This window comes from Streptomyces sp. NBC_00009 (assembly GCF_045040855.1).
GTDB lineage: Bacteria > Actinomycetota > Actinomycetes > Streptomycetales > Streptomycetaceae > Streptomyces > Streptomyces aureus.
The window spans coordinates 3,882,623-3,899,423 of the sequence record NZ_CP108312.1 but is presented as its reverse complement, the minus strand read 5'-3'; the positions used below and the strand labels follow the sequence as shown (position 1 = coordinate 3,899,423).

At 71.1% G+C, this 16,801-nt stretch carries 16 protein-coding genes; 8 read left to right on the top strand and 8 right to left on the bottom strand.

Annotated features, from left to right (window positions below):
* Position 1: 1 nt before the first annotated feature.
* From OHA58_RS17575 to paaA, 6 genes are all read right to left on the bottom strand, one after another.
* On the bottom strand, positions 2-1,153 hold the full coding sequence (locus OHA58_RS17575) for an acyl-CoA dehydrogenase family protein (RefSeq protein ID WP_405479763.1): 1,152 nt from the start codon (positions 1,151-1,153) through the stop codon (positions 2-4).
* A gap of 227 nt (positions 1,154-1,380) precedes the next feature.
* The gene (locus tag OHA58_RS17570; RefSeq protein ID WP_405479762.1) at positions 1,381-2,439 is read right to left on the bottom strand and encodes a 2Fe-2S iron-sulfur cluster-binding protein; all 1,059 of its coding nucleotides are present in this window, start codon (positions 2,437-2,439) and stop codon (positions 1,381-1,383) included.
* Positions 2,439-3,065, bottom strand: a complete 627-nt coding sequence (gene paaD / locus OHA58_RS17565; RefSeq protein ID WP_405479760.1) for a 1,2-phenylacetyl-CoA epoxidase subunit PaaD — start codon at positions 3,063-3,065, stop codon at positions 2,439-2,441. The genes OHA58_RS17570 and paaD overlap by 1 nt, the downstream gene beginning before the upstream one ends.
* On the bottom strand, positions 3,059-3,805 hold the full coding sequence (gene paaC / locus OHA58_RS17560; protein WP_405479758.1) for a 1,2-phenylacetyl-CoA epoxidase subunit PaaC: 747 nt from the start codon (positions 3,803-3,805) through the stop codon (positions 3,059-3,061). Before paaC ends, paaD begins: the two co-directional genes overlap by 7 nt.
* The gene (paaB, locus tag OHA58_RS17555; RefSeq protein WP_227296143.1) at positions 3,802-4,092 is read right to left on the bottom strand and encodes a 1,2-phenylacetyl-CoA epoxidase subunit PaaB; all 291 of its coding nucleotides are present in this window, start codon (positions 4,090-4,092) and stop codon (positions 3,802-3,804) included. Before paaB ends, paaC begins: the two co-directional genes overlap by 4 nt.
* Positions 4,089-5,138, bottom strand: a complete 1,050-nt coding sequence (paaA, locus tag OHA58_RS17550; RefSeq protein WP_405479756.1) for a 1,2-phenylacetyl-CoA epoxidase subunit PaaA — start codon at positions 5,136-5,138, stop codon at positions 4,089-4,091. The genes paaB and paaA overlap by 4 nt, the downstream gene beginning before the upstream one ends.
* A gap of 251 nt (positions 5,139-5,389) precedes the next feature.
* Here paaA and OHA58_RS17545 point away from each other — a divergent pair, with 251 nt between their 5' ends.
* The 3 genes from OHA58_RS17545 (at position 5,390) to OHA58_RS17535 (ending at position 8,413) form a co-directional block, all read left to right on the top strand.
* A complete protein-coding gene (locus OHA58_RS17545; RefSeq protein ID WP_405479755.1) occupies positions 5,390-6,325 on the top strand; it encodes a DUF5819 family protein in 936 nt (311 codons plus the stop codon).
* Positions 6,322-7,512 (top strand): HTTM domain-containing protein, encoded by a 1,191-nt coding sequence (locus OHA58_RS17540; RefSeq protein ID WP_405479754.1) that lies wholly within the window; start codon positions 6,322-6,324, stop codon positions 7,510-7,512. Before OHA58_RS17545 ends, OHA58_RS17540 begins: the two co-directional genes overlap by 4 nt.
* Positions 7,513-7,630: 118 nt before the next feature.
* Positions 7,631-8,413 (top strand): TrmH family RNA methyltransferase, encoded by a 783-nt coding sequence (locus OHA58_RS17535; RefSeq protein ID WP_405479753.1) that lies wholly within the window; start codon positions 7,631-7,633, stop codon positions 8,411-8,413.
* A gap of 20 nt (positions 8,414-8,433) precedes the next feature.
* On the opposite strand, the gene paaN is transcribed toward OHA58_RS17535, so the two are convergent.
* The gene (gene paaN / locus OHA58_RS17530; protein ID WP_405479751.1) at positions 8,434-10,140 is read right to left on the bottom strand and encodes a phenylacetic acid degradation protein PaaN; all 1,707 of its coding nucleotides are present in this window, start codon (positions 10,138-10,140) and stop codon (positions 8,434-8,436) included.
* A 208-nt stretch (positions 10,141-10,348) separates the two neighbouring features.
* Between paaN and OHA58_RS17525 the strand changes: the two genes are divergently transcribed.
* Both OHA58_RS17525 and OHA58_RS17520 read left to right on the top strand, forming a co-directional pair.
* Entirely contained in the window at positions 10,349-11,872 is a 1,524-nt protein-coding gene (locus OHA58_RS17525; RefSeq protein WP_405479750.1) for a 3-hydroxyacyl-CoA dehydrogenase, read from the top strand.
* Positions 11,869-12,459, top strand: coding sequence for a TetR/AcrR family transcriptional regulator (locus tag OHA58_RS17520; protein WP_405479748.1), 591 nt, complete (start codon positions 11,869-11,871; stop codon positions 12,457-12,459). The genes OHA58_RS17525 and OHA58_RS17520 overlap by 4 nt, the downstream gene beginning before the upstream one ends.
* A 21-nt stretch (positions 12,460-12,480) precedes the next feature.
* Here the strand turns inward: OHA58_RS17520 and OHA58_RS17515 are convergent, their stop codons facing one another.
* Positions 12,481-13,059 carry an Lrp/AsnC family transcriptional regulator gene (locus OHA58_RS17515; protein ID WP_405479747.1) on the bottom strand — a complete coding sequence of 193 codons (579 nt, stop codon included), beginning with the start codon at positions 13,057-13,059 and terminating at the stop codon, positions 12,481-12,483.
* A gap of 174 nt (positions 13,060-13,233) precedes the next feature.
* Between OHA58_RS17515 and pdhA the strand changes: the two genes are divergently transcribed.
* From pdhA to OHA58_RS17500, 3 genes are read left to right on the top strand one after another with little or no spacing between them, the layout of a single operon-like run.
* Positions 13,234-14,370 (top strand): pyruvate dehydrogenase (acetyl-transferring) E1 component subunit alpha, encoded by a 1,137-nt coding sequence (gene pdhA, locus OHA58_RS17510; protein WP_405479746.1) that lies wholly within the window; start codon positions 13,234-13,236, stop codon positions 14,368-14,370.
* Positions 14,367-15,371, top strand: coding sequence for an alpha-ketoacid dehydrogenase subunit beta (locus OHA58_RS17505; protein WP_383002767.1), 1,005 nt, complete (start codon positions 14,367-14,369; stop codon positions 15,369-15,371). The genes pdhA and OHA58_RS17505 overlap by 4 nt, the downstream gene beginning before the upstream one ends.
* Entirely contained in the window at positions 15,371-16,729 is a 1,359-nt protein-coding gene (locus tag OHA58_RS17500; RefSeq protein ID WP_405479745.1) for a dihydrolipoamide acetyltransferase family protein, read from the top strand. The genes OHA58_RS17505 and OHA58_RS17500 overlap by 1 nt, the downstream gene beginning before the upstream one ends.
* Positions 16,730-16,801 lie beyond the last annotated feature (72 nt).

Sequence of the window (16,801 nt, the reverse complement as noted above, 5' to 3'; positions counted from 1 at the left end):
CTCAGCCGAGGGGATGGGCCGCCAGCAGGTCGCCGAGTGTTTCCTCGTGGGCGGCTGCCGGGCCGAGTGACAGTTCCAGCTGCTTGGCCCAGGCGTGGTAGCGGTGCAGCGGGTAGTCGGTGTCGGCGCCGAATCCTCCGTGCAGATGCTGTGCGGTCTGGACGACGCGTCGTACGCCTTCCGATGCCCAGATCTTGGCGACCGCGATGTCGCCTGCCGTGGGGAGCGCTCCGCCTGCCTGGGTGCTGATGCGCCAGGCGGCCTGCCAGAGGGTGGCCTCCATGGCGCGCAGGTCGATGTAACGGTCCGCGGCCTGGACCGCGACCGCTTGGAATGTCGCCACCGGGTAGCCGAACTGTTCGCGCTTGCTCGTGTAGTCGCCGGTCATCTGGAGGACGCGTTCGCCGAGGCCCAGTGCTAGGGCACAAGTTCCAGTGGTGAGGAGCTGGTGCAGCCGGCCCCAGGCCTCGTCGGTCTCGATGATCTGGTGGGGGTCGAGGCGCACGGAGTCGAGGTGGAGTTCGCCGAGGCGTTCGCCGGTCGTGGAGATCTGTTCGGCGAGGGTGAGTCCTTCGTGCGGGTGGGGCACTACGGCGATGACGGTGCGGCCTTGTGGGGTGTGGGCGGGTACGGCGACGTGGTCGGCGTTGTGCGCCCAGGGCACGCCGGTCTGGGTGCCGTCGAGGATCCAGGTGCCGGTGCCGGTGCCGGTGTCAGTGTCGCGGCGTGCGCTGACGGCGAGTTGGGCCGGGTCGTGGCCGGTGCGGCCTGCGGAGGCGGCGGTGAGGACGTGTTCGCCGCGGGCTGCCCGGGGGAGGATCTGCTCCTTCAACTCGTCGCTGCCGTAGGTCTGTACGGCGACGGCGGTCGCGGTGTGCTCCAGGAGCGGCACGCGGGCGAGTGCCTTGGCGGATTCCCGTAGGACCAGGCAGAGCGCGATGGCGTCCAGGCCCGCGCCGCCGTGTTCGGGGGCTAGCAGGAGGCTGAGCAGGTCGGTGTCGGCGAGTTTCGACCACAGAGCCCGGTCGAAGTCGTCGGCGACCGCGCCGGGGGTGAGGGCCGGGCTCGGCACGCTGTCGGGCGCGACCGGGCCGAACACGGCCTTGGCCGCCTCGACGGCCGCCTGCTGTTCTTCGGTGAAGGTGAAGTCCACTGCCCTGTCCCTCCGTGCACCGGTTCGTCGTGGCGACCGCCAGGATCTGACGGTGCGTCAAGGTAGAATAAGTTCTACGAGAAGGGAATACGCAGAGGGAATGCACGGAGGGAATGCGAGGGCAGTGGGGCGTGCTCGGCCCGTCAGCCGTCAGCCGTCAGCCGTCAGCCGTCAGCCGTCAGCCGTCAGCCGTCAGCCGTCAGCCGTCAGCCGTCAGCCGTCAGCCGTCAGCGGTCGAAGTCCAGCTCCACCGTCTCCGTGGCCGGGTGGGACTGGCAGGCGAGTACGTAGCCGGCGTCGGTCTCCTCGGGTTCGAGTGCGAAGTTCCGGTCCATGCGCACCTCGCCCGAGACGAGGAACGCGCGGCAGGTTCCGCAGACGCCGCCCTTGCAGGCGTACGGCGCGTCGGGGCGGTTGCGCAGCACGGTCTCCAGGAGTGATTCGCCGTCGTCGACGGGCCAGGTGCCGGAGCGGCCGTCGAGCTGGGCGGTGACCGTGGAGTGCGCGAGGGCCGGCGCGGGGCGGGCGGGTGCCGCTCCGTCGTCGACGTGGAAGATCTCCTCGTGGATGCGGGCTCTTCGTACGTCGAGGGCGCGCAGCGTGCGCTCCGCTTCTTGTACGAGTCCGAAGGGCCCGCACAGGTACCAGCCGGCTACCTCGTCTACGGGGAGCAGCGCGGGCAGGAGGGTCGTCAGGCGCTCCTGGTCGAGGCGGCCGGAGTCGAGGCCGGCCTGCTGTTCTTCCCGGGACAGGACCGTGACCAGCTGGAACCGGTCTGGGTAGCGGTCCTTCAGGTCGGCCACCTCGTCCAGGAACATCGTCGACGCGGCGGTGCGGTCGCTGCGGATGAGGCAGAAGCGGGCGTGCGGTTCGCGGGCGAGCAGGGTGGCCGCGATCGACAGGACCGGGGTGATGCCGCTGCCGCCGACCACGGCGGCGTAGAGCCCGGGGGTGGGCTCGAGGATGAAGCGGCCGGCGGGGGTCATGACCTCAAGGGCGTCGCCGACGGCGATCTCCTTGAGGGCGTACGTCGAGAAGGAGCCGCCTTCGACGAGGCGGACGCCGACGCGGAGGGTCCGGGGGCCTTCGGGGCCCGGGGCGGGTGAGCAGATCGAGTACGTGCGCCGGATCTCGCCGTCGTCGGCCGGGCGGCGCAGGGCGAGGTGCTGGCCCGGCGCGTGGCGGAATTCCTCGCGAAGGGATTCGGGGACCTCGAAGGTGAGGGCCACGGAGTCGTCGGTGAGCCGGTCGACCGCGGCTACGCGGAGCTGGTGGAAGCGGGCCATCACAACTCCTTGAAGTGGTCGAAGGGTTCGCGGCAGTCGAGGCAGCGCCGCAGGGCCTTGCAGGCGGTGGAGGAGAAGCGGCTCAGGAGTTCGGTGTCCGTGGATCCGCAGTGCGGGCAGCGCAGAGGGGCGTCGCCTGCCTCGGGGGCGCCGAGGAGCGTGGCGGCGGCCGCGTCGGCAGCTGTGCGCGTGGGTGGTGTGGTGCGCGTGGGGCCCAGGGCGACGGTCACCGGCCCCTGGTCCTCCCGGACGGCGCGCGGTGGAGCTATGCCGAACTCCCGGAGCTTGCGGCGGCCCTCGTCCGTGATGTCGTCCGTGGTCCAGGCCGGTGCGAGCACCCGCCGGACGGTGACGTCCGGTATTCCGCGCTCGTGCAGGACGCGCTCGATGTCCGTGGACATGGCCTCGACGGCCGGGCAGCCCGTGTAGGTGGGGGTCAGCTCCACCTCGACGCTGCCGGGGTTGAGGCAGTGGACGGCGCGGAGCACGCCCAGCTCTTCCAGGGTGAGTACGGGCAGTTCGGGGTCGGGCACGGAGCCGGCGAGGCGGCGCAGCTCAGCTTCGAGCGGCGTCTCCGGTCGGTCGGCGGTGTCCTGGGGGGAGGCCTCGGGGGCTTTGGTCACCATGACGCCCCCGGGTGGCTGCGGTGGAGGTGCTGCATCTCGGCGAGCATCCGTCCGAACGGTTCCGTGTGCAGGCCCTGGCGTCCGGCGCCGGCGCTCCAGGCCCCGGTCCGCGGTCCTTCCGGGACGGTCAGGGTCGCCCGCTCCAGGACGGCGGTGACCGACGTGGTCCAACTGGCCTCCATCTCCGGCCAGTCGATGTCGATGCCGTCGACGGGCTGGAACATCTCTCCGGTGTGACGCCAGAGTGCGTCGCAGGCCCGCTGCATCCGGTCGTGGCTTTCGGCGGTGCCGTCCCCGAGGCGTACGGTCCACTGCTCGGCGTGGTCCTGGTGGTACGTGACTTCCTTGACCGCCTTGGCGGCGAGGCCGGCGAGCGGTCCGTCGGTCGCGGCGAGGCGGCCGTACAGGAGGTGCTGGTACGTGGAGAAGTACAGCTGGCGGGCGATGGTGTGGGCGAAGTCGCCGTTGGGCTGTTCGACCAACTGGACGTTGCGGAAGGCGCGTTCCTCGCGCAGGTAGGCCAGCTCGTCCTCGTCGCCGACGAGGGAGAGCAGGACCCGGGCCTGGCCGAGGAGGTCGAGCGCGATGTTGGCCAGGGCGACTTCTTCTTCGAGGACCGGGGCGTGTCCGGCCCACTCCCCCAGTCGGTGCGACAGCACGAGCGCGTCGTCGCCCAGGGCGAGCGCCGCGGCAGCGGTGACGGCGCCGGCGGAAGAGGCGGGGTTCAGGGACGTGGTCACAGGTGCTTCACCCCTTCCGGGATCTCGTAGAACGTCGGGTGCCGGTACGGCTTGTCGGCAGAGGGCTCGAAGAAGGGATCCTTCTCGTCGGGCGAGGAGGCGGTGATCGAGGTGGACGGGACGACCCAGATCGAGACGCCTTCGCCGCGGCGGGTGTACAGATCGCGTGCGTTACGCAGGGCGAGCTCGGCGTCCGGCGCGTGCAGGCTTCCCGCGTGGGTGTGCGACAGTCCGCGCCGGGAGCGTACGAAGACCTCCCACAGCGGCCAGTCCTTCGCGTCGCTCATGCCGTCGCCTTCCCGTTCGCCCCGGAGTCTTGTGCCCCGGAGTGCTTCGCCGCGTGGGCCGCGGCCGCTTCCCTGACCCAGGCGCCCTCGTCGTGCGCCTGTCTGCGCTGGGTGATCCGCTGTTCGTTGCACGGTCCGTTGCCCTTGAGGACCTCCCAGAACTCCGTCCAGTCGATGGCTCCGAAGTCGTGGTGCCCGCGCTCCTCGTTCCACACGAGGTCCGGGTCGGGGAGGGTGAGCCCGAGGGACTCGGCCTGCGGGACGCAGATGTCGACGAAGCGCTGGCGCAGCTCGTCGTTCGAATGGCGCTTGATCTTCCATTCCATCGACTGCGCGGAGTGCGACGACTCGTCGTCCGGAGGGCCGAACATCATCAGGGACGGCCACCACCAGCGGTCGACGGCGTCCTGCGCCATCGCGTGCTGGGCCTCGGTGCCGCGGCTCAGGGCGAGGAGCAGCTCGTAGCCCTGGCGCTGATGGAAGGACTCCTCCTTGCAGATCCGCACCATGGCGCGCGCGTACGGCCCGTACGAGCAGCGGCACAGGGGGACCTGGTTCGTGATCGCCGCGCCGTCCACGAGCCAGCCGATGGCGCCGACGTCCGCCCAGGTCAGCGTCGGGTAGTTGAAGATCGACGAGTACTTCTGACGGCCGCTGTGCAGCTTGTCGAGGAGCTCGTCGCGGCCCGTGCCGAGCGTTTCGGCGGCGCTGTACAGGTACAGGCCGTGGCCGGCCTCGTCCTGGACCTTGGCCATCAGGATCGCCTTGCGTCGCAGCGAGGGGGCGCGCGTGATCCAGTTGGCCTCCGGCTGCATGCCGATGATCTCGGAGTGGGCGTGCTGCGCGATCTGGCGCACGAGCGTCGCGCGATAGGCGTCCGGCATCCAGTCGCGGGGCTCGATGCGCTCCTCCGCCGCGACGGCGGTGTCGAATGCTGTCTGGTACGCGGCGGTGCCCGGCTCTTGGCCCGAGGCGGTGCCGGTGGCGTCGGACGTGGCGTGGGCCGCCTGTGTCCGCGCCGCTTGGTGCGCAGCTGCTGTCGCCATCCCGGTCTCCCTCGACCTTGAGCGAATCTCCCGACCGATCGTTCGGTTCGTTGGATTCAATGGTGGGACGTGGCGCCGTAGGGTGTCAACCCTGCGAGGTCCGGCCTGTGGATAAGTCCCATGCCTCTGTGCCTCGCGTGCGCGGCTGAGTACCGTGCCGGTGCGGCGGCGGGAGCGGGCCGCGGGGCGAGGAATCGGTTCGGCAAAAGCGCGGACCGGAGGCATCGGGAGACTCGGGGAAACGGGGCGGCATGGACGCGTACGACAAGGGCTCGACCGCCCGGCGTTCCGACCCGGAGCCGCGGCCGGATCCTTTGCGGAGCCCTGCCCCGGACGAGGTGCCTGAGGCCGGCCATGTACCTGAGCCGGATCTCCCGTCCCCATCCCTCACATCCCCACCCCTCACACCCTCACCCTCGCCCCTATCCGCCACACCCCGCATAGGCCTGTCGGCCCTCTCCCTCCGCTACCAGATCGCCGCCGCCTGCGCGCTCGTCGTGGTCGCTCTCGTGGCGTGTGTGCACGTAGCGATGGTGTTTCTGCACGTCGCTCCGTCCAACACCGTCTCCAAGCAGTACGGCCGGGCCGTCGACAGCTGGATCTATCCGGAGTTCGAGCAGAACTGGAAACTGTTCGCGCCGAACCCGCTCCAGCAGAACATCGCCGTGCAGGCCCGCGCGGAGGTCCGTACGGCCGACGGCGGTACGCGCACGACCGGCTGGTACGACCTGTCCGCACGGGACGGCGCCGACATCGACGGGAATCTGCTGCCCAGCCACACGCAGCAGAACGAGTTGCGCCGGGCCTGGGACTTCTATGTGTCCGCGCACGACAGTGAGAACCGCCCGAACGGTCTGCGCGGCCAGCTCTCCGAGCGCTACATCCGCCGCATCGTCGTCCTGCGGCTGTCCCACGAGGACGGGCTGACGGCCGACGGCAAGACGGCCGTCGGCAAGCAGCCCACCATCGCCCGTGTCCAGGTCCGCTCGCGGACCACCAACGTGGCGCCGCCCCCGTGGAGCGACGAGAAAGTGGATCCCAAGCCCCTCTACCGGGAGGTTCCCTGGTGGACGGTGACGGTCGCGGACAGGGCACTCGACAGCAACAACAGCCAGAGCCATAGCCAGGGCCAAAACGGCAACAGCACGCGCGCGCGTGCCGCCACTGACGGGACGGATGCCCGGTGAACCGCATCGACCGCGTCACCGGGTTTGCCCTCGGGCCCTACCAGAGCGCAGTGATCCGAATCGGCTTCTCCGCTACCTGGCTGCTGTTCCTGCTGCGCGAGTTCCCCAACCGTCACGAGCTGTACGGGCCCGACGGGCCGTGGAGCTGGGACATGGCGCAGCAGCTCATCGCCGGTAACGGCGCCTTCACCGCTCTGATGTGGTCGGACGGCCGCGTCTGGTTCGAGATCGTTTATGCCGCCGCGGTCGTGACCAGCGCACTGCTGATGCTGGGCTGGCGCACCCGGACCATGTCCGTACTGTTCATGATCGGCGTGCTCTCGCTGCAGAACCGCAGCATCTTCATGGGCGACGGCGGCGACAACGTCATCCATCTGATGTCGATCTATCTGGTGTTCACGCGGTGCGGGCAGGTCTGGTCGCTGGACGCGCGGCGAGCGGCACGCGCGCGTGAGCACTTTGCGCGTGAGGGCGACATCGGACCGCCCGACGTGGTGGGGCCGGTGCTGTGGTGGCTCGTGGGGCTCGGGCTGTCCGTGATCACGTTCATGGGGGTCGTGAGCGGGGGCTGGCTGGTCGTGTTCTGGGGGCTGTGGGCCGTGCAGGGCCTGTGGTGGGCGGTGAACCGGAGGGACCCGTACAGCGAGCCCCGGCAGCTGCTCGACGTGATCGCGAACCTCGCGCACAACGCCGCGCTTCTCGTGATCATGGCGGAGGCGTGTCTGATCTACGCGACCGCCGGCTGGTACAAGATCCAGGGCAGTCGCTGGCAGGACGGGACGGCGGTCTACTACCCGCTCCACCTGGACTACTTCTCGCCCTGGCCGGCCCTCGGTGATCTGCTCGCCTCGCACGGGCTGATGGTGATGCTCGTGTCGTACGGGACGGTCGCCGTGCAGGTGGCCTTCCCGTTCACGCTGTTCAACCGGCGCGTCAAGAACGTCCTGCTGGTCGCCATGATGTGCGAGCACGCGGCGATCGCCGTGCTGCTCGGGCTGCCGTTCTTCTCCCTCGCGATGATCGCCGCCGACGCGGTGTTCCTGCCGACGCCGTTCCTGAAGCGGCTGGGTGGATGGGTGGAACGCGCGCGTGGAGGCGTGTTTTCCCGTACGGCCGGTGCCTCTACGGTTCCGGGGCCTCGCGCCGCGGAGAGCCCCGACCAGGCCCACGTAGGCTTCACGCCATGAGTCGGGCGAACGGCGTGCACAGGCACACAGCGTGAACAGGCGAGCAGCATGAGCAGGGCGCACGGCATGAACGGGCGGGCAGTATGAGCAGGGCGCACGGCATGAACGGGCGAGCAGCATGAGCAGGGCGGATATCGCCGGCGTCGACGAATGGCGCGCCCGTGCCGAGACGTCCGTCCTCCTCGACGGGTTCCACGCGCTCAAGCACGCCCTGCGTTTCGGTGCGCGCGTGCCCGTGGCCCTGGCGGCCAGCCGTGCCGCCGCGCTCGCTCTGGCCGAGGAGCTCGCCCCGGACGTGCGGGACGCCCTTGACGGGCTTTTGGTGGAGGTGACGGAGGAGACGCTGCGTGCCCTCGTGCCGCGTCTGCATCCCACGGGGGTGGCCGCGCTGGCGGTGCGGCCCGACCGGGCGGCGAACCTGGCCGCCGTGGCGCACCTGCCGAGGACCGCGCCCGTCGTCGTCCTCGACAACCCCCGCAACCTCGGCAACGCGGGCGCCGTCATCCGGCTCGCCGCGGGCTTCGGGGCGACGGGCGTCGTCATGACCGGCAGCCTCGACCCCTGGCATCCGACTGTCGTACGCGGTGGTGCGGGCCTGCACTTCGCGACGGCGGTCGAGCGCCTGGCGGTGGAGGAGCTGCCGCCGGGGCCCGTGTACGCGCTCGATCCGGAGGGCGAGGACATCCGGGGGACTGCGCTGCCGGACGACGCGCTGCTCGCCTTCGGCTCGGAGCGCAGCGGCCTGTCGCCCGAACTGCGCGCCCGCGCCGACCACTTGGTGTCGCTGCCGATGCGGGCGCAGGTCTCCAGCTACAACCTGGCGACGAGCGTCGGCATGACGCTCTTCCACTGGAGCACCTGTGGCACGCCGGGCGGTCCCGTGGGCCGCCCGGCTGCCTGAGCTGACGCCGGTCGGAGGCCTCAGGCCTCCTTGCGCACCTCCACCACCCGGAAGCGGTTCGACACGAACGCTCCGTCGCACAGCGCCGCGTTGGCCGCGGGGTTGCCGCCGGAGCCGTGGAAGTCCGAGAACGCCGCCGTCTGGTTCACGTACACCCCGCCCGTGAGGTTGATGGACAGCTGGGCGCACTCTTCGAGGCAGACCTCTTCGACGGCTTCGGCGACCTCGTCGGAGGTCGTGTACGCGCCGACCGTCATCGCGCCCTTGTCGCGCACCGTGCGCCGCAGCAGGTCCAGCGCGTCCGTCGTGGAGTCGACGGCGACGGCGAAGGAGACCGGGCCGAAGCACTCGCTGAGGTAGGCGGACTCGGAGTCGGCGCCGTCCCAGAACTTCCGCGCACCGTCCTGCTTGACGATCATCGGCGTACGGACGACGGCACCCGGGAACTCCGGGTTGCTGATCTCCCGTGAGGCGAGGGCGACTTCGCCGAGGCCGGAGGCGGCCTCCAGGCGGGACTTCACGTCCGGGTTCACCAGGGCACCGAGCAGCGCGTTCGCCCGGGCGTCGTCGCCGAGGAGGCCGCCGACCGCGGCCGCGATGTCGGTGACCACCTCGTCGTACGTCTTGGGGCCCTCGTCCGTGCTGATGCCGTCGCGCGGGATGAGCAGGTTCTGCGGGGTGGTGCACATCTGGCCGCTGTACAGGGACAGGGAGAACGCGAGGTTCGCCAGCATTCCCTTGTAGCGGTCGGTCGAGTCGATGACGACCGTGTTGACGCCGGCCTTCTCCGTGTAGACCTGTGCCTGCCGGGCGTGCGTCTCCAGCCAGTCGCCGAACGCCGTCGAGCCCGTGTAGTCGATGATCTTGATCTCGGGGCGCAGGGCGATCGTCTTGGCGATGCCTTCGCCGGGCTTCTCGGCGGCCAGTGCCACCAGATTCGGGTCGAAGCCGGCCTCGGCGAGGACCTCGCGGGCGACCTGGACGGTCAGGGCGAGGGGCAGCACCGCGCGCGGGTGGGGCTTCACCAGGACGGGGTTACCGGTGGCGAGGGAGGCGAAGAGGCCCGGATATCCGTTCCACGTGGGGAACGTGTTGCAGCCGATGAGGAGCGCGATGCCGCGCCCGACCGGCGTGAACTGCTTGCCGAGGACGAGGGGGTCGCGCTTGCCCTGCGGCTTGGTCCACTCCGCCGCGTCCGGTGTGCGTACCTGCTCGACGTACGCGTACGCCACCGCTTCGAGCCCGCGGTCCTGCGCGTGCGGGCCGCCCGCCTGGAACGCCATCATGAAGGCCTGGCCGCTGGTGTGCATCACGGCGTGCGCGAACTCGTGCGTACGCGCGCTGATCCGGGCCAGGATCTCCAGACATACGGCGGCGCGTGCCTCGGCGCCCGCCTCGCGCCACGCGCGCATGCCCGCGCGCATCGCGGGGAGCAGGACATCGAGGTCGGGATGCGGGTAGGTCACGCCCAACTCGACTCCGTACGGCGACATTTCGCCGCCCACCCAGTCGTCCGTGCCGGGCTGGCCGAGGTCGATCCGGGTGCCGGAGAGCGCGTCGAAGGCGGCCTTGCCCTCGGGCATGCTCAGGCTTCCGTGCTCTCCGTATGCCTTGGGGTGCTCGGGGTGCGGCGACCAGTACGCGCGCGTGCGGATCGCTTCCAGCGCTTGGTCAAGGGTGGGCCGGTGCTTGGCGATCAGGTCGTGCGCGGTGACTTCGGCGGCCATGGCGGACCAACTCCTCGTCGAGCCGGCTCTTCGTCGAGCCGGCGAGCTGGGCAGGAACAGCTGGGCAGGAACAGGCAGACACGGCTAGAGTAACCGAACGATCGGTCGGGACAAGGGGGTCCGTCGAACCTGTGGAAAACTTCGCGCCCGCCGCTGCGCCCCGACCCCCGGGCCCCCGGCCGTCGTCCCGTGCGGGAGGATCGCGACCATGACAGCACTCGAGCTCGGCAGCCCCGAACGCCTTGTGGGCGTGGTGGGCACCGGCACCATGGGCCAGGGCATCGCCCAGGTCGCCCTGACCGCCGGCCACCCCGTCCGGCTCTACGACGCCGTGCCGGGACGCGCCCGGGAGGCTGCGGACGCCATCGCCGCGCGCCTGGACCGCCTGGTCGACAAGGGCAGGCTCGACGCGGCCGAGCGCGACGCCGCCCGCGCGCGTCTGAGCCCCGCCGAGTCCCTCGATGAGTTCGCGGGGGCGGCGCTCGTCGTCGAGGCCGTACTCGAGCGGCTCGACGTGAAACAGCAGCTGTTCACGGATCTGGAGGAGATCGTCGGGGACGACTGTCTGCTCGCGACCAACACCTCGTCCCTGTCCGTCACGGCCGTCGGCGGCGCGCTGCGCCTGCCGGGCCGCCTCGTCGGCCTGCACTTCTTCAACCCCGCGCCCCTGATGCCGCTGGTCGAGGTGGTCTCCGGCGCGGCGACCGACGTCACGGCGGCCACGCGCGCGTACGAGACGGCCCGCGCATGGGGCAAGACGCCCGTCGTCTGCGCCGACACCCCCGGATTCATCGTCAACCGCATCGCGCGCCCCTTCTACGCCGAGGCGTTCGCGGTCTACGAGGAGCAGGGCGCCCAGCCCGCCACCATCGACGCCGTCCTGCGCGAGTGCGGCGGCTTCAAGATGGGCGCCTTCGAACTGACGGACCTCATCGGCCAGGACGTCAACGAAGCGGTCACCCGCTCCGTGTGGGAGGCCTTCTTCCAGGACGTGAAGTTCCGGCCGTCCCTGGCCCAGCGGCGCCTGGTCGAGGCCGGCATGCACGGCCGCAAGACAGGCCGCGGCTGGTACGCGTACGCGGACGGCGAGGAGCGCCCGGAGCCGCACACCGCGCAGCCCGCCCAGGCGCCCGCCTACGTCGTCGCCGAGGGCGACCTGGGGCCTGCCGCCGAGCTCCTCACGCTGATCCGTGAGGCGGGCATCCCGGTGCGCGAGGAGGAGGAGGACAACGGCACGCGCCTGGTCCTTCCCAGTGGTGGCCAGCTCGCCCTCGCGGACGGCCAGACGTCCGTCGAGTACCGGGATGTCATCTACTTCGATCTCGCGTTCGACTACCGAGCCGCCACCCGCCTCGCTCTCGCGACCTCTCAGGAAGCGTCCCCGCAGACCCTGCGCGAGGCCACCGGGCTCTTCCAGGCCATCGGTAAGGACGTCAGCGTCATCGGGGACGTGCCCGGCATGATCGTCGCCCGGACGGTCGCGCGGCTCATCGACCTGGCGCACGACGCCGTCGCCAAGGGAGTGGCCACTCGGGAGGACATCGACACGGCGATGCGCCTGGGCGTCAACTACCCGCTGGGGCCTGTCGAGTGGAGCAGGAAGCTCGGCAAGAACTGGGCGTACTCCCTCCTCGACGATCTGCACCTGCGCGACCCGTCCGGCCGCTACGCGCCCTCGCTCGCGCTCTACCGCCACTCGTACGCCTCCGACAAGCGGGAGGGCTCCGCATGACCACCGCAAGGCGCGACACCTACACGCCCGAGACCCTCCTGTCGGTCGCCGTGCAGGTCTTCAACGAGCGTGGCTATGACGGCACTTCGATGGAGCATCTCTCCAAGGCGGCCGGTATCTCCAAGTCGTCGATCTACCACCACGTCGCCGGCAAGGAGGAGCTGCTGCGCCGCGCCGTCAGCCGCGCGCTCGACGGCCTCTTCGGGATCCTGGGCGAGGAGCACGCGCGCGTGGGGCGCGCCGTCGAGCGCCTGGAGTACGTCACCCGGCGCATGGTCCAGGTCCTGATATCCGAGCTGCCGTACGTGACCCTGCTGCTGCGTGTGCGCGGGAACACCGACACGGAGCGCTGGGCGATGGAGCGGCGCAGAGAGTTCGACCACCAGGTGGCCGAGCTCCTGAAGGCGGCCGCGGCCGACGGTGACGTGCGGGGCGACATCGAGGTGCGGCTCGCGACCCGCCTCGTGTTCGGCATGATCAACTCGATCGTGGAGTGGTACCGGCCGGGCGGCCGGGGTATGGACGACCGCGAAGTCGCCGACGCCGTCGCACAGTTGATCTTCGAAGGGCTGCGCAAGGAGGACTGACGGCCCCCGGGCGCGGGCGCGTCAGGCGTCCGGCTCCAGGTCTTCCTCCTCGAACACCAGCAGCGTCCGCGTGCTCAGCACCTCCGGCATGGCCTGGAGCTTGGTGAGCACCAGTTCCCGCAGCGACCTGTTGTCCTGCGTGTGCACCATCAGGAGCACATCGAAGTCGCCGCTGACCAGCGCGATGTGCGAGGCCTCCGGGAGCCGGCGCAGTTGCTCGCGCACGGTGCGCCAGGAGTTCTGGACGATCTTGAGCGTGATGTATGCGGAGGCGCCCTGCCCGGCCCGCTCGTGGTTGACGCGCGCGCCGAAGCCGCGGATGACGCCGTCGTCGATGAGCCGGTTGATGCGCGCGTAGGCGTTGGCCCGTGACACATGGACGCGCTCGGCGACGGAGCGTATCGAGGCGCGGCCGTCCATTTGGAGCATCTGCAGGATGTCGCGGTCGATCGCGTCCAGCGCGCGCGGCTGGTACTCGGGGCGGCCGTCGGGCGGCCGGGGCGGGGAGTCCGGACGGCCGCCGGGGCCGCTGTCGGGCGCTCGGGGCGAGGACTCGGGGCGGTCGCCTCCCGGGCCGTCGGCCATTCGTTCAGATGCCATGTCCCCCCGCCTCCCTACCATGGACGTACTGCGTCCATCCCAGGCTGTGGAGAACCGTTTGTCCACAGCCTGGAGGTGCCTGTAGCCAAAATGTGCCGACGACCGAACAATCGGTAGGTGAGGCGCATCACACCCGTCGCGCCTCTCAGCCGCTTCCAACGAGGAGGTGCCGTCATGACGGTCATGGAGCAGCGGGACGCCTACCGGCCCACCCCGCCGCCCGCCTGGCAGCCGCGCACGGATCCCGCGCCCCTGCTGCCCGACGCCGAGCCGTTCCGGGTTCTCGGCACCGACGCCGCGGCCAAGGCCGACGCCCGGCTTCTGCACCAGCTATACGCGGAGGTGGTGCGCGGGCGCAGGTACAACGCACAGGCGACCGCCCTGACGAAGCAGGGCCGGCTCGCGGTCTACCCCTCCAGCACCGGACAGGAGGCCTGCGAGGTCGCGGCCGCCCTCGTCCTGGAGGAGCGCGACTGGCTCTTCCCCAGCTACCGGGACACCCTCGCCGCCGTCGCCCGCGGCCTCGACCCCGTACAGGCCCTGACCCTGCTGAGGGGCGACTGGCACTCCGGGTACGACCCGCGCGAGCACCGCGTCGCCCCCCTGTGCACGCCGCTCGCGACTCAGCTCCCGCACGCCGTGGGACTCGCGCACGCCGCCCGCCTCAAGGGTGACGACGTGGTCGCGCTCGCCATGGTCGGCGACGGAGGCACCAGCGAGGGCGACTTCCACGAGGCGCTGAACTTCGCCGCGGTGTGGCAGGCCCCGGTCGTCTTCCTCGTCCAGAACAACGGCTTCGCGATCTCCGTACCGCTCGCCAAGCAGACCGCCGCCCCGTCCCTGGCCCACAAGGCCGTCGGTTACGGGATGCCCGGTCGCCTGGTGGACGGCAACGACGCCGCGGCCGTGCACGAGGTCCTCGCCGAAGCCGTGCGCCACGCGCGCGAAGGGGGTGGCCCGACCCTCGTCGAGGCGATCACCTACCGCATGGAGGCGCACACGAACGCGGACGACGCCACGCGCTACCGCGTCGACGCTGAGGTCGACGCCTGGCGCGACCACGACCCGATCCTGCTCCTGGAGCGGGAGTTGACGGAGCGCGGACTCCTCGACGAGGAAGGCATACGCGCCGTGCGCGACGACGCCGAGAAGATGGCCGCGGACCTGCGCGAGCGCATGAACCAGGATCCGGTGCTCGACCCCATGGACCTCTTCCGCGATGTCTACGCCGAGCAGACGACGCAACTGCGCGAGCAGGCCGCCCAGTTGCGCGCCGAGCTCGACGCCGAGGCGGACGGGGCGGACCGATGACGACTGTCGCCGCCAAGCCGGCCACCATGGCGCAGGCCTTCGGCCGCGCCCTGCGCGACGCCATGGCCGCCGACCCCTCCGTGCACGTCCTCGGTGAGGACGTCGGCACACTGGGCGGCGTCTTCAGGGTCACCGACGGACTCGCCAAGGAGTTCGGTGACGCCCGCTGCACAGACACGCCGCTCGCCGAGGCGGGCATCCTCGGCACCGCGGTCGGCATGGCCATGTACGGCCTGCGGCCCGTCGTCGAGATGCAGTTCGACGCGTTCGCCTACCCGGGCTTCGAGCAGCTGATCTCGCACGTGGCGAAGATGCGCAACCGCACCAGGGGCGCGATGCCGATGCCCCTCACCGTGCGCGTGCCCTACGGCGGCGGCATCGGCGGCGTAGAGCACCACAGCGACTCCTCCGAGGCCTACTACATGGCCACCCCAGGCCTCCACGTCGTCACGCCCGCGACCGTCGCCGACGCCTACGGCCTGATGCGCGCCGCCATCGCCTCCGACGACCCCGTCGTCGTCCTCGAGCCCAAGCGGCTGTACTGGTCGAAGGACTCCTGGAACCCCGAGCACCCGACGGACGTGGAACCCATCGGGCGGGCCGTGGTCCGGCGGCCCGGCAGCAGCGCCACCCTCATCACGTACGGGCCGTCGGTGCCGGTCTGCATGGAGGCGGCGGAGGCCGCGCGCGCCGAGGGCTGGGATCTGGAAGTCGTCGACCTGCGCTCCCTGGTGCCGTTCGACGACGAGACGGTCAGCGCGTCCGTGCGCCGCACCGGGCGGGCCGTTGTCGTGCACGAGTCGGGCGGTTTCGGCGGGCCCGGCGGTGAGATCGCCGCGCGGGTCACCGAGCGCTGTTTCCACCACCTGGAGGCGCCGGTCCTGCGGGTGGCCGGGTTCGACATTCCGTATCCGCCGCCGATGCTGGAGCGACACCATCTGCCGGGGGTCGACCGGATCCTGGACGCGGTCGCACGGCTTCAGTGGGAGGCGGGCAGCTGATGGCACAGGTTCTCGAGTTCAAGCTGCCCGACCTCGGCGAAGGCCTCACCGAGGCGTCGATCGTCACCTGGCTCGTGCAGGTCGGCGACGTCGTGGCGGTGGACCAGCCGGTCGTCGAGGTGGAGACCGCGAAGGCGATGGTCGAGGTGCCGTGCCCCTACGGGGGCGTTGTTACAGCCCGCTTCGGCGAGGAGGGCACCGAACTCCCCGTCGGCTCCCCCCTCCTGACGGTCGCCGTGGGCACACCGGCCGAGGGCGAGAGCGACGACGAGGGGTCCGGGAACGTCCTGGTGGGATACGGCACCACGGCCGCGCCGGCGCGTCGGCGCCGGGTCCGCCGGCAGGACGACGTCCCTGCGGCTGCGCCCGCGGCACCCACGCGGACTGCCCCTTCCGCCTCCCCTGTACCGCCTCCGGAGGCGACACCGCGGAGCGGACCCGTGCCGGTCATCTCCCCCCTCGTGCGCAAGCTCGCCCGTGAACACGGCGTCGATCTGCGCGAGTTGCCCGGGTCGGGGCCCGATGGCCTCATCCTGCGGGCCGATGTCGAGAGCGCCATGCGGGAGACGGTGCAGGTACGGGCCCACGTGGCCGAAGCGGAAGCTGTGGCCCCGGCCCCGACCCAGGCCCCCGCCCAGGCTCCGACCCCGTCGGACGCGAGCGCGGCGGACGGCATCCGTGTCCCCCTGCGCGGCATACGAGGCGCCGTAGCCGACAAGCTCACCCGCAGCCGCCGCGAGATCCCCGACGCGACCTGCTGGGTGGACGCCGACGCCACGGAGTTCATGCACGCGCGCGTGGCCATGAACGCGGCCGGCGGGGACAAGATCTCCGTACTCGCCCTGCTCGCCCGCATCTGCACCGCCGCCCTGGCCCGCTACCCGGAGCTCAACTCCCGGGTCGACCTGGCGGCCCGTGAGGTCGTGCAGCTCGACGCCGTGCACCTCGGGTTCGCCGCCCAGACCGAGCGCGGACTCGTCGTCCCCGTCGTGAAGGACGCGCACGTGCGCGACGCCGAGTCCCTCAGCGCCGAGTTCGCCCGCCTCACGGAGGCGGCGCGGGCCGGGCGGCTCACGCCCGGGGAACTCACGGGCGGCACGTTCACGTTGAACAACTACGGCGTCTTCGGCGTCGACGGCTCGACGCCGATCATCAACCACCCCGAGGCCGCCATGCTCGGCGTGGGCCGGATCATCCCCAAGCCCTGGGTCCACCAGGGGGAGTTGGCGGTGCGGCAGGTCGTCCAGCTGTCGCTCACCTTCGACCACCGGGTGTGCGACGGCGGCACAGCGGGCGGCTTCCTGCGCTACGTGGCGGACTGCGTCGAACAGCCGGCGGTGCTCCTGCGCACCCTGTGAGGACGAGCGGCCCGCCCCCGCCCACCCCGATGTGACGTAAATCGTCGTGGGTGCGGGCCGTTTCCCGGGGTC